This window comes from Octadecabacter arcticus 238, assembly GCF_000155735.2.
GTDB classification, from domain to species: domain Bacteria; phylum Pseudomonadota; class Alphaproteobacteria; order Rhodobacterales; family Rhodobacteraceae; genus Octadecabacter; species Octadecabacter arcticus.
The window spans coordinates 2,803,772-2,816,087 of the sequence record NC_020908.1; the positions used below are offsets into that span (position 1 = coordinate 2,803,772).

Sequence of the window (12,316 nt, forward strand, 5' to 3'; positions counted from 1 at the left end):
CCCAAGTAGCTTCTTCAGCCACCCTATAGGTTTAACCGTAAGCGCTGCTTTGATCCCACCACGCGGATGATGCAAATGCAAAACCTACCCATGTCGCGTTATTTCTAAAAATTAAGTTCACAATCCCAGTGGAGAACATCGTTTACGGGAAATTCTTGTTACTCAGACTTTCTGAATAACCGCATCATCCAAGTTCCAACCCAATAAAGTGGAAGTAAAAGAAGGAAAGCGGCTTTCTTCAAAAATAGCACAAGAGCAACCAGAATACCGGTCACAGCAGCTTTCCCGTATTTCACACCAACAAGCGATGCCAAAACGCCAACAGCTCCGACGGCTGCAACTTTATCTCCAGAGACAAAGGACGAGTACCCTTCCAGCAGGTTAGGCTCGTATTTGTCCAGAACATCGTTGATGGTGGTCACTATTTGTGTCTCGGACATATTTGAATCAACGGGCATAATAGAGAAGGTAATAAATCCATACCGATCAAAAACTACGGCTTTAACGTTGGTCACGGGTTCTCCACCCCAAGTAATATCGGTAGCATAGTACATGTAGTTTTTGGCAGTATTTAAGGTTGGGTATACCCTCCATCCGTCGAAGGTAATAATCTGTCCAATCCTTTCTCCCTGCTCCTCAACCGATGCTCGGAGGTAGTCTTCAATATCAGAAATAACTTCTTCGCGTTCATCTGAATCCCAATCGTCGAGTTTGACGTAACCAGACGCATCAGGCTTGTCTATTATCAGCGTATCTATCTGTGGTGTAAACAGAAACACCATGACATCTACCTCTTCGCATCCAGCCCATCCAAACTCTGTTTTGACCAGTTCGCACATCTCTTCTCTTGGCATCTTAATTGCCTCTTGGGATGAAGGCATAAGTCTTCCGCGTGATACGGTCAGCGGTTCTATAAAAGCATATGGATTTACCTCTTGAGCATAGAGGATGGCAGGTCCAGAACTGAAAGCCATAAATGAAACTACAAGGAAAATTATGTTTTCTCGTAGCAGCGTTTTGAGAAATCTGTTTGAAAGCATCTCACTTTGACCTTCGTTAATTAGTAAGTTTAAGCTAGCTGATCGCTGAAGCGGATTTATAAATTTCTTGTAATCGTCATTGTTGTTATTCTCACTTAGTTTTCAAGTATTAAGCGAATCATTCATAGACAAGCCCTCTTTTCAATCACCACGGTGAAGGGGATGGGAGCTGAGGTCAAACGGTTGCCGCCTACGAGACATCATGGCTGTAGTAACCGAGGACTTACAAACAACTCTCCAGACCCTGAACATAAAGCTGCTGGTATGGGTGCTATTGCACGGGCGCTGGGCATTGGTTGGGCAACTGTCTACAAGATATAGCACTCAAGTAATTAGAAGGTGAAACGACATGGCTCAATGCAAGAAGTGCAATAAGAAGATTGGTTTTTTAGACTACGCCGCGTCGGGAATATGCCTTACCTGCTACAAAATCGAGCACATGCCTCAAAGCGACGAAGATGTAGAACTGCATAAGCACAGGGTAGAACAGGACGCCAAGATTGACGCTATCATGCTAACCACCGAAACAGCACCCAACCTCAACATCACCAAGCGCATTGAGATTGTCACAGCAGAATGTGCGTTCGGTATGAATATGTTCAAAGACCTGTTCGCTGGGGTAAGAAATGTTGTTGGTGGACGCTCTGAGGCTGTTCAAAAGACTATGCGAGACTCACGCCGTACTGCACTCTATGAACTGAAGAGAGAAGCTTTTGAGGTAGGTGCTAACGCTGTTGTCGGTGTGGACCTTGATTATGTAGAACTCAGTGCCGCTGGTAATATGGTCATGTTGGTAGCATCTGGAACGGCTGTAGTGATCGAAGACTGACAGGGCTTAGCCATCACAGCCAAACGTTTTGCCGGACATAGATATCTAAATCGCGCGACAACATAAAAAAAATGGTTTTGCTCCTACGAATTCAGCACTTTGGGCGGGAACCAGACGTTCGCTGCAGTCGCGAATCTTAATTTCATCACGGGAGAAAGCAGACCTTCCGCTTTGCGATGCTGTGTCGGAGCAGCAAAGGGCTCGTTTCGAGTCCTCAACGGACGCCCGGAAATCACGTGCCAATAACAACCACGCCAGATCTTTGTCATCAACTAATTGTTCTTTTATCATGTACTTGAGGGTAGAACTTCAGGTTGATCTTGCGGTCGGCGATGCGGCTGACAGCGTAAAAAACTGAAGTTACGTAGTACGGGCGAAAGAAGACTAGAAGGGTCGTTCTCAGGGTTAACTATCTCGTTCAGCTATACCCTTGACCTTATTTTCAGGCAGTCCGTCGTACAGCTCGTTGATAAGCTTTTCTTCAGAGATCATCGCGTTCACAATTAGATTAAATACATTAAACAACTTCAGTGCGGTTTGGCTGTCATCCCGCATATCAAGTTCGCCGGGGTGCACGGACTCGTTTCCAACCACTCTAAGTACATCAAGTGCCCTTTGTATCTTTTGGCTCAATCCCTTCGCAACCAAAGCCTTTATATCTTTATCAATGGATTTCCCTTCTTGACCGAGTTCGCAGCAGAGTTTTTGGATGCAAAGACGAAGCAATGCCGCTGCGCCACGTGGTGATTGTATGAAGATCAGTGCTGCTTCTTCATAATCAGCCTTGATGTCACTTGGCGTGTCAGGGTTTACCATAGGCGCAGTTCGAGCCTCCGGATAGATCAGCGTGCTGTGTACCCAAATGGCGATGTCTTGGCACGATATGCATTGGCTTATATGAACATTCTCTAAAATGGTATCGTTCGCTTTTCCAAAAAATTTCCTCGATAGAGATGGCTTGCCAGACGATTGAATACGTGACTTGTCGTATTTTTTCCTGATCTCCGCAGCTTCTAATTCTGCTTCTGTTGGCGTGTGACCTCGTGTGGTCGGCTTTGGAGACGGTAATTTTTGCGCCTGTCTCACCAAGTCTTGAAATTCTGATTGGAGAAATACTTGAGGAATCGACCCGTCCATACTGCTAGCCTCAACGACACGCCAAGCGTGGTGCGAAAAGGCTCCGCAGTGAGGGCAGTCAAATGATTTCAGTTTTATCGATGCGGGTCTTGTTGTCATAAACTCATTCCAATCCACTCAGGGTAGTTAAACCTGATTATCGCGTTATGATTGCGTCGTCCATGTGGATGCGCAAACGGAGGGTGCCACCCCAGATATTAGCCCCGTAGAAGCGCGTAAGTCTCATTTGCTGACGTTGATCTAGAAAATACCCTATACGCACTGTATGACGCCCACAGGGCCTCTCAGAGCCATTCTAGGTTAATGTATCGGGTGTAAGTGACGCCATACAACAATTCAGAGGTATCTGAGAGCCACAGAGGGCGTCCCTGAGTGATGTTAAGGACTTCCCCTTGATAACCCAAGCAAACACCACTGTGAGGGGCTTAAGGCGGTTCCTAGGGTTACTTCCAACTTACATGACTGATGGCTTGCAGTAGTACATCCAAGGCTAAGCCGTCTGAGTAACGACCAAAGGTCTCGTTTTGGATTTCATGTCCCATAAGTCTTGCTGATACGTTTAACGGGATATTAGCGTTCTCTAGTTGAGTGGCAAAGCCCTTACTTATATTCTACTCCAAAACAGGCAATGCAAGAATATCGGCCATGAACGCATCCAGCGCCGATGGCTCACGTTGCGCCATGAACCGTTCAAACAGGATGGCTTCACGTTCCACAATGCCTTCTCGGATGACCATTTGCCTATTAATAGCAAATATCCACAATTTTAGTATGTCCATTTCAACTGCGTCCAGACCACATGGCCGTGTCATCCTATCAGCATACGTTCTTGAAGAAACTGAGGACATCATTGCGCCATTAGCAATGTTACCAAATGCAAGGTCAACTATTGCGCCAAGGGCTTTGAAGTCATCAAATGTCAACTCATTGCAGACTGCCGTTTGGGTAAAACCCTCAATGACCACACTGCGTTGATTGGAGGTCATATCTATCGCCTCAACTTCACCCTGCAAATAGCTCAACTCTGTCAATATCTCGGATGTACTTTGGTTCAGGAGGTCCTGAGCCTGTGCCGTGGTAGCAAACACTGCCAGTGTTGCAAGGGTTGTCATGGTTGTTCTTAGTGTCATTACTTTTTCTCCTTTGGAGTTACCTGCTGACGTTAGTCTGTACATTCACACCGTTCCCCTACCGAACTCAACAATAGCTGGCCCAGACTAGCTAGAAACACTTCTTGCCGGACTTACTAAAAGTAATGCACAAAATGAATTTCAAGTACTCGCTAACTTTAAAATGCTTCTGGATGAATTTCCCACCATGCTTTTAACAGAAGCTTTGGATGATCGCTATCAGTGCAATCAATAGGTCTTCCCTAAGAAGGGGCGTGGGACCCTCTCGAAAACACCCAAACGATTTTGATCAGGGGGGTATCCCGAGTCATCTACAAAATAAGAAAATATGTTAGCCACCAAGGATTGCTCCCCACGACTTCTCTAGATTTTTACAAAAAACAATTCAGGACAACGTTGGTGGTCAATGTAGGTGATAAGCGTAGGTGGTAGACATCCGCCAATCCCCTTATTTATATGACTTATAGGGTTGTGGCGGAGGCTCAGGGATTCGAACCCTGGGAGGACTTTCACCCTCGTCGGTTTTCAAGACCGGTGCATTCGACCACTCTGCCAAGCCTCCGCTTAGACATACCTTTAAGCAGGGCCAATTGATTCTAAAAGGACCTATGCACGCTCTTTTATCAAAGAGGAAATCCGCCGAAATGACACCAAAGCCTTTCAAAGGTGCGCGCGCGCAGCTAATGTCGCACAAAGGCCTGCGTTTGCAGGCAGATCTGACTGAGCAGAACAAGCCCGCAAAGGGCACAGCGCCGCAAAATACGGTGCAGATAAGAGGGCGAACAATGGCAAGAGAACTTTCAGGCAAATCATTGGTATCAAAAAAGAATTTCGGAATGGCATTGGCGATAACCACGGTACTGGCGCTGAGTGCTTGTGACGAAAACGGAGAATTTGCACTCCCAACTTTGGGCGGCGGTGCGGATGATGTCGTCACAGTCGCGCCCTCCCAAAGCGTACAACTGGTGGAACGTGACGTTGAAGCGCCCGACGCATTTCAAGTCACCGAAGCTGGTTTGTGGGACGGTCGCCCGTCGCTGGGCGGGGTATGGGTCGCCCATCCAGACGTCACAGAGCCTGAGCGCGTGATCATCCGCAACCAAGCCAACGGCACTTTCGTGATCGGGGCGCTTTTTAGCCGTGAACGCGACAATCCAGGTCCATCCTTACAGGTTTCATCTGATGCGGCCGCCACGCTGGAAATGCTCGCAGGATCGCCAACACAATTGCAAGTAACCGCGCTACGCCGTGAAGAAGTGGCCGACGCGCCGCAAGCCATGCCGACGGCTGATTTCGAAGCCCCAACAGACATTGCAGCCACACCTATCGACAGCACACCCCTAGATGCGCAGGACCCGATCGCAGCAGCTGCCGCAGCAATTGATGCCGCCGAAGCCGCAGCGCTGACCCCGGCCACTGCCCTGCCCGTTCCATCGCCGCGCCCAACCGCTGCCCCATCTGCCTCGGGTCTTGATCGCGCCTTTATTCAGATCGGCATCTTTTCGGTCGAAGACAATGCACGCGGCACAGCTGATCGGTTGCGTGGCACCGGAATTGTGCCCACAGTGCTTGAACAAACGAACCAAGGCCGCACATTCTGGCGCGTCATCGTTGGCCCTGCTTCTTCCGAGAACGAACGCGCCGAATTGCTGCGTCAGGTCAACGCGCAGGGTTTTGAGGACGCCTATTTTGTCACGAACTAATCCCCTCACCATCTAACCCACCGAGAGGCCCCATGATCCGCCACATCGCTGCCCCATTCGCCCTGTTTGCCCTGTTTATCGCCAGTGCTGCCCCCGTCGGCGCGCAGACGTTCGACACCCGCGCCTCGGCCGCCTATGTGCTGGATCATTCCACCGGCGTTGTCTTGCTGGCAAAAAACGCGGACGACCCGCTACCACCTGCATCTATGTTGAAACTGATGACGCTTTATATGGCGTTTGAGGCGATCAACCCGCTTAACGGGCAAGACCCGTTCCTGACGGTGGACGACGTGCTTCCTGTGTCCCAGCACTGCATGGATTATACCGGATCGACGATGTTTCTGGATACCACGGACCGCGTCAGGGTCGATGATCTGTTGCGCGGCATTATCGTGCTGTCGGGCAACGATGCGTCGTGCGTGATTGCAGAGGGTCTGTCGCGCAATGGCACCGAAGCGGGCTTTGCCCAGCAGATGACCGTGCGCGCGCAACAGCTTGGCATGCTGAATTCCAGCTTTGCCAATTCCAACGGTTGGCCAGCTGCAGGCCAGCGTATGTCCATGCGCGATCTGGGTCTGCTCGCCAATCGATTGATCACCGATTACCCGACCTTTTATCCACTCTTTGCTGAACAAGAATTCGACTATGACGGCGAACACCCTGCCAATACCCGAAACCGCAACCCGTTACTGTCGTTGGGCATCGGGGCGGATGGCCTTAAGACCGGCCATACAATCGAGGCGGGCTACGGGCTCGTCGGGTCAGCAAAACAAGGTGACCGCCGCATCATCTTCGTCGTCACCGGGCACGAAACAGTGCAAGAACGCGCCGAAGAAGCCGAGCGCATTGTCAATTGGGCCTTCCGCCAATTCACCCAACGCGACATTGCCCGCAGCGGTACCCGCATTGCGCAAGCCGAAGTGTGGCGTGGCGAGCAGCCCCTTGTGGGACTTTTGTTACAAGAAGATTTGTCTTTATTGGTCCCCACATCAGGTGGCAGCGAAATCAGCGCCGAAGTCGTCTATAACGGCCCGATCGAAGCACCAATTGCGCAAGGAGACACGATTGCCGAATTGGTGATCCACCTTGAAAACCTGCCCGAAACGCGCGTGCCGTTGGTTGCAGACGCATCTGTTGCATCCGGCGGGTTCAGTTCACGTCTGCGCACAGCGGCAGGTGTGTTGATTGAGAGGATCAACGCCACAGACTCCGACGCTGTTGAGGCGGAGTGATCATGGCCGAGCACGCCCATGACGGCCCCCCGCACGGGCTGTTTATCTCATTTGAGGGGATCGACGGGTCAGGCAAATCAACCCAGACCAAATTGCTCAAAGACCGCCTTCCAGATGCCGTGCTGACCCGCGAACCCGGTGGCAGCGCCGGTGCAGAAGAAATCCGCGCGCTCTTGCTGACGGGTGATCCGGATCGATGGTCGGCAGAAACTGAAATTCTGTTGTTTACGGCAGCGCGCCGCGACCATCTTGAAAAGACGATCCGCCCAGCTTTGGCAGCCGGAAAAACTGTGATTTGTGATCGGTTCGCCGACAGCACTCGCGTCTATCAGGGTGCCACGCGCGGCGCGTTGCGTGGTGCTGTGGACACGTTGCATGACGTCATGATTGGCCGCGAACCGGACCTGACGTTCATTATCGATATGGATCCGGCAGTGGCTTTGTCACGCGGATTGGCGCGCGGATCGGGCGAAGACCGGTTTGAAGACATGGGGCTGGCCTTTCAAGAAACCTTGCGCCACGGGTTCCTCGCCCTCGCAAAGGCCAATCCAGATCGCTGTGTGCTGATCGACGGCAACCGCGACCCCGTGGCTGTGGCCGCTGAAATCACAGTGCACGTGGCCGACCGAATGCCTGCCACCTGATGGCCATCGCGCCGCAAGACCTCCCTCGCCCCGACCAAATCGAAGGCGCGCCGCATCCGTCGGAGGCCGCGATCCTGTTTGGCCAATCCCGCGCTGAGGCCGATTTTCTTGACGCATTCACGTCTGGCCGGTTGCATTCCGGCTGGCTGATCAGCGGACCGCAAGGCGTCGGCAAAGCCACGCTCGCATGGCGCATGGCCGCGTTTTTGTTGTCCCAGCCCTTGGCGGCTGATGATGACATGTTCGGCGCACCGCCCGCGCCCATAAGCCTAGATGTCGACGATGATAATGGTGATCTGCGATTGCTGCGCGCCGGTGCACATCCACGTCTGTTTGTTGTTCGTCGCACGATGAATGTCACCGAAAGCGGCCTGCAAGACCAGATCACCATGGCGGCGCTGCGCGGTCATAAGGGTGGCCCCAACAAGCTGATGGAATTTTTGCATCAAAGTGCGGCGGATGGTGGTCGCCGTGTCGTCATCATTGATTGCGCAGACGAGATGAACCCCTCGGTCGCCAACTCCATCTTGAAGGTTCTTGAAGAGCCGCCAAAGAACACGTTCTTTCTGCTGGTGTCGCACCAACCGTCCCGTCTGCTGCCGACGATCCGGTCACGCTGCCGGATATTGCGCTGCGGGTTGTTGGGAGCAGATGATGTGACGGCAGCCCTTGCGCAGGCCGATATTGTGGTGGATCGCGGTGATGCGCTGACAGCACTTTCGGGCGGTTCTGTGGGCGAGGCGATTAGGCTGACCAACCTAGACGGGCTTTCGTTGTATTCAGATTTGATATTTCTGTTTAATGGCTTGCCTAACTTTGACCGACCCCGCGCCCTGAAACTCGCGGACAGCTGTATTGGCAAGGCGGGTGCCACACGTTTCGCGCTGACCCTCGATTTGATCGATAAATTTCTTGCCCGCGCCGCCCGCGCCGGATTGCAGGGGCCGCCAACAACGCAGGCCGCAACGGGTGAGGCATTGTTGTTGGCTAAACTCGCGCCTCATGACGCCGCCGCCCGCGCTTGGGCGACATTGGCGCAAGAGGTAACAGAACGCACGCGTCACGGCAAAGCGGTCAATCTTGACCCTGCCGCCCTCATCCTTGATACGCTATTTAAGATCGAAAAGGCTGCGCAGGACGTGGCCCCCGTTTAAAGGTCGCAAATGTCCCTACCCCAAATCGTCGACAGCCACTGCCACCTCGATTTTTCTGATTTTGACGCGGAACGCGCCGACGTAATTGCGCGTGCAGTGGACGCAGGCGTGACGCGGATGGTCACGATCTGCACGCGGCTGCGCCTGGAACCACAGGTGCGCAAAATCGCCGAAGACTTCGCACCTGTTTTCTACGCGGCTGGCACCCACCCGATGAGCGCGGCTGACGAACCTATGGCAACGCTTGACGAATTGATCGCGCTGACAGCGCATCCCAAAATGGTCGGCATCGGTGAAAGTGGGCTGGATTATCATTACACGGCGGAAACCGCGCAGGTGCAAAAACAATCCCTGCGGGTTCACATTCAAGCCGCACAAGAAACCGGTTTGCCGCTGATCATCCACAACCGCGCCTCCGATGACGATATGATCGACATCTTGAGCGTGGCGCACAAGGAAAAACCCTTTGCCTGCGTCATGCATTGTTTTTCCAGCAGCGCGGAGCTTGCACGCGTTGCAATCGACCTTGGCTTTTATCTGTCGATGTCGGGCATCGCAGCATTCCCTAAATCACAAGAGCTACGCGATATCTTTGCCAGCGCGCCCGTTGATCGCATTCTGGTCGAAACCGACAGTCCCTACCTCGCGCCGCCGCCCCATCGCGGGCGTCGCAATGAACCCGCCTATACTGCACACACCGCCAAAATCGGCGCCGAGGTGTTCGGATTGAGCTACGAAGACTTCGCCGCGCAAACATCGGCCAATTTCGACCGCCTGTTTGCCAAAGCTGCGGGGTGGTCATCATGACCATCACCCTGCGGATCCTTGGTTGCGGATCATCAGGCGGCGTGCCGCGATTGGGCGGACGCTGGGGGGACTGCGATCCGTCCAACCCCAAGAACATCCGCAAACGCTGCTCCCTTTTGGTGACGCGAACAACGCCGTCCGGCGTCACGCGTGTGTTGATCGACACCTCACCCGATCTGCGCCAACAGCTGTTGGACGCGGATGTCGGCGAACTTGACGCGGTGATCTACACCCACGCCCATGCAGATCATGTGCATGGCCTCGATGATATCCGGATGATCGTTTATAACATGCGCCAGCGCCTACAGGTTTGGGCCGACGGCGACACGGGCAACCAGTTATTGGCACGCTTTGGCTATGCATTCGTTCAGCCCAAAGGGTCAAATTACCCACCGATTTGTGACCTCAACACGATAGACGGCGACGTGACGATTGACGGCGCCGGTGGCCCGATCACGTTTATCCCGTTGGAGGTCGAACATGGCAGCATCGATGCGCTCGGCTTTCGCATCAACAATGCCGCCTATTTGCCCGACGTGTCCGACATTCCCGATGATGTCTGGCCGCTGTTGACAAACCTTGATCTATGGATCGTCGACGCACTGCGCCGCGACCCACATCCGACCCATGCGCATCTGGCAAAGACGCTGGAGTGGATCGATCGTGTTCAGCCAAAGCAAGCAGTGCTGACCAACATGCACATCGATCTGGACTATGCGACGCTGGCGGCTGAAACGGCGCCGAATATTGAGCCCGCTTTCGATGGCCTGACCCTAACCCTCGCCGACTAACGCCATGTCAAATATCTTTACCATCGTCCTGCCAGTTTTCATCGTGATGGGGTTTGGCTACCTTGCCGTGTGGCGCGGATTGTTTGCCGATAGCACGGTTGATGGACTGATGAAGTTCGCGCAAAACTTCGCCATTCCGTGCCTGTTGTTTCGCGCGATTTCAACGCTTGATCTGCAACAAAACTTTGATCTTCCGCTGCTTTTCAGCTTTTACAGCGGTGTGGTTGGGGCATTTGCTGTTGGGCTTTTGGGGGCGCGTTATCTATTTGGACGCCCGTGGGAAGATTGCGTCGCGATCTCGTTTTGTTGTCTGTTTTCAAATACTTTACTTCTGGGCCTGCCGATTACTGAACGCGCATATGGCGCGGATGCATTGCTGGGAAATTACGCGATCATCGCGTTTCACGCACCTTTTGGTTACGCGCTAGGCATCACCGCGATGGAACTTGTACGCGCCCAAGGGACGCCACTGCGCCATATCCCTGTGAAGGTCGGCAAGGCAATGTTCTCAAACGCCTTGGTGTTGGGGATCGCGCTGGGATTTGTCGTCAATCTTGGGCACATTCCATTGCCGGTGGTCTTTACAGATGCTGTGGATCTAATGGTACGCGCGGCCCTGCCCGCAGCGCTATTTGGTTTGGGCGGCGTACTGTATCGCTATCGCCCTGAAGGTGACATGCGCACCATTCTATTCGTTTGCGCGGTCTCGCTTGGTTTGTATCCGGCAATCGTCTGGACACTGGGCAGTGCCAGCGATCTCTCAACGGAGGCGTTCCGGTCGGCGGTTCTGACGGCTTCCGTCGCGCCGGGCATCAACGCCTATGTGTTCGCAAACATGTACGGTGTGGCCAAACGGGTGGTGGCATCAGCGGTGTTGGTTGGCACAGGATTGTCGATTTTGACGACCGCGCTCTGGCTTGGGATGCTGCCATAGCAACGTGTCCCGCAATCACGATATCAACCCGCGAGCAACGCACTTTGGACAGTCTCATCCCAGCCAAGATACAAGTTGTCACCATCGCGGATCACCGGACGGGTCATGACCTTTGGCTTGGCCGCAATCTGCGCCTCAGCCTCGGAATTTTTCAACCAATCGTTAAGCGCGCGGTAATCGTTTGAACTGCGATCCACCAAGCGATCGCCAAACTCCACAATCAGCTCGCCCAATTCAGCCTCATCAAGCGGTTCAGCACGGATATCGCGAAAATCGACGTCCTTGCCAGAGGCTTCAAGGTCTTTGCGGGCCCGCTGGCACACGGCACAAGTGCTCAATCCATAAATAATCATGTCGAAAATTCCCCTCGCGATGATCCCGCACCTTTATGCATCAGCCTGCCCAACGCAACAGATTTGGCGCAACAGCGTCGCAACTAACTATTGATCCAACCCCACACCCAGTTAACGGGTTTGGTCCGTTCGATCTAGAATGCATCAATCTCAGGAACGCTACCGAACCGTGCTAGAAACGTCGGCAAACTGATCTCACCAGACTCTTGATCTTCGATCACCATATAAGCGTCAGCGCCGACACACGCCTCAGACCTGGATTCGCGTTCTGCACGTTCTTGCGCGGGCGAAGCTGACGTATATTCAAATTGCTTGCCGATTTGCAGGCTGGCCTCCCCAGCGCCCTTCCCCATCTTTGCCACGTATGTCTGGCAGATATAATGCACTTTCGGCGCGATCTCGCTGGAATCAGTCATGTTGGTCCCTCAATCAATAATTAGGAACAAAATAGGAACTTTTACTAGGCTTGGCAAGCTGCTTTGGAAGGACCGAAATCTACGAACCACATGGGCGGCAATCGGAACCCGATAGGCTGAATCATGTTGTCGGATGGCGCATTGAT

At 53.0% G+C, this 12,316-nt stretch carries 13 protein-coding genes and 1 tRNA gene; 8 read left to right on the plus strand and 6 right to left on the minus strand.

Features of this window, described 5'->3' with window-relative positions; genetic code table 11:
* Positions 1 to 158: 158 nt before the first annotated feature.
* On the minus strand, positions 159 to 1,040 hold the full coding sequence (locus OA238_RS14495; RefSeq protein WP_044036902.1) for a DUF2167 domain-containing protein: 882 nt from the start codon (positions 1,038 to 1,040) through the stop codon (positions 159 to 161).
* Positions 1,041 to 1,389: 349 nt separating this feature from the next.
* Here OA238_RS14495 and OA238_RS14500 point away from each other — a divergent pair, with 349 nt between their 5' ends.
* Positions 1,390 to 1,869, plus strand: coding sequence for a YbjQ family protein (locus OA238_RS14500; RefSeq protein WP_015495744.1), 480 nt, complete (start codon positions 1,390 to 1,392; stop codon positions 1,867 to 1,869).
* Between the two features lie 405 nt (positions 1,870 to 2,274).
* Here OA238_RS14500 and OA238_RS30315 read toward each other — a convergent pair whose 3' ends face one another.
* The 3 genes from OA238_RS30315 to OA238_RS14515 all read right to left on the minus strand — a co-directional run bounded on the left by OA238_RS30315 (position 2,275) and on the right by OA238_RS14515 (position 4,698).
* Positions 2,275 to 3,006 (minus strand): DUF4145 domain-containing protein, encoded by a 732-nt coding sequence (locus OA238_RS30315; RefSeq protein ID WP_015495745.1) that lies wholly within the window; start codon positions 3,004 to 3,006, stop codon positions 2,275 to 2,277.
* Between the two features lie 611 nt (positions 3,007 to 3,617).
* Positions 3,618 to 4,136, minus strand: coding sequence for a hypothetical protein (locus tag OA238_RS14510; protein ID WP_015495746.1), 519 nt, complete (start codon positions 4,134 to 4,136; stop codon positions 3,618 to 3,620).
* 472 nt (positions 4,137 to 4,608) lie between these two features.
* Positions 4,609 to 4,698: transfer RNA gene (locus OA238_RS14515), tRNA-Ser, on the minus strand.
* A gap of 223 nt (positions 4,699 to 4,921) precedes the next feature.
* Between OA238_RS14515 and OA238_RS14520 the strand changes: the two genes are divergently transcribed.
* From OA238_RS14520 to OA238_RS14550, 7 genes are read left to right on the plus strand one after another with little or no spacing between them, the layout of a single operon-like run.
* On the plus strand, positions 4,922 to 5,839 hold the full coding sequence (locus OA238_RS14520) for an SPOR domain-containing protein (RefSeq protein ID WP_015495747.1): 918 nt from the start codon (positions 4,922 to 4,924) through the stop codon (positions 5,837 to 5,839).
* A gap of 32 nt (positions 5,840 to 5,871) precedes the next feature.
* Positions 5,872 to 7,071: a D-alanyl-D-alanine carboxypeptidase family protein gene (locus OA238_RS14525; protein ID WP_015495748.1), complete on the plus strand. Its 1,200-nt coding sequence runs from the start codon at positions 5,872 to 5,874 to the stop codon at positions 7,069 to 7,071.
* 2 nt (positions 7,072 to 7,073) lie between these two features.
* A complete protein-coding gene (gene tmk, locus OA238_RS14530; protein ID WP_015495749.1) occupies positions 7,074 to 7,715 on the plus strand; it encodes a dTMP kinase in 642 nt (213 codons plus the stop codon).
* Positions 7,715 to 8,869 carry a DNA polymerase III subunit delta' gene (locus OA238_RS14535; RefSeq protein ID WP_015495750.1) on the plus strand — a complete coding sequence of 385 codons (1,155 nt, stop codon included), beginning with the start codon at positions 7,715 to 7,717 and terminating at the stop codon, positions 8,867 to 8,869. Before tmk ends, OA238_RS14535 begins: the two co-directional genes overlap by 1 nt.
* Positions 8,870 to 8,878: 9 nt before the next feature.
* Positions 8,879 to 9,676, plus strand: a complete 798-nt coding sequence (locus OA238_RS14540; RefSeq protein WP_015495751.1) for a TatD family hydrolase — start codon at positions 8,879 to 8,881, stop codon at positions 9,674 to 9,676.
* On the plus strand, positions 9,673 to 10,467 hold the full coding sequence (locus tag OA238_RS14545; protein WP_015495752.1) for an MBL fold metallo-hydrolase: 795 nt from the start codon (positions 9,673 to 9,675) through the stop codon (positions 10,465 to 10,467). The genes OA238_RS14540 and OA238_RS14545 overlap by 4 nt, the downstream gene beginning before the upstream one ends.
* A 4-nt stretch (positions 10,468 to 10,471) precedes the next feature.
* Entirely contained in the window at positions 10,472 to 11,401 is a 930-nt protein-coding gene (locus tag OA238_RS14550) for an AEC family transporter (RefSeq protein ID WP_015495753.1), read from the plus strand.
* A 23-nt stretch (positions 11,402 to 11,424) separates the two neighbouring features.
* Here the strand turns inward: OA238_RS14550 and OA238_RS14555 are convergent, their stop codons facing one another.
* Complete coding sequence (locus OA238_RS14555; RefSeq protein ID WP_015495754.1) at positions 11,425 to 11,754, minus strand: arsenate reductase family protein; 330 nt, start codon at positions 11,752 to 11,754, stop codon at positions 11,425 to 11,427.
* Between the two features lie 134 nt (positions 11,755 to 11,888).
* The gene (locus OA238_RS14560; RefSeq protein ID WP_044036908.1) at positions 11,889 to 12,170 is read right to left on the minus strand and encodes a hypothetical protein; all 282 of its coding nucleotides are present in this window, start codon (positions 12,168 to 12,170) and stop codon (positions 11,889 to 11,891) included.
* Positions 12,171 to 12,316 lie beyond the last annotated feature (146 nt).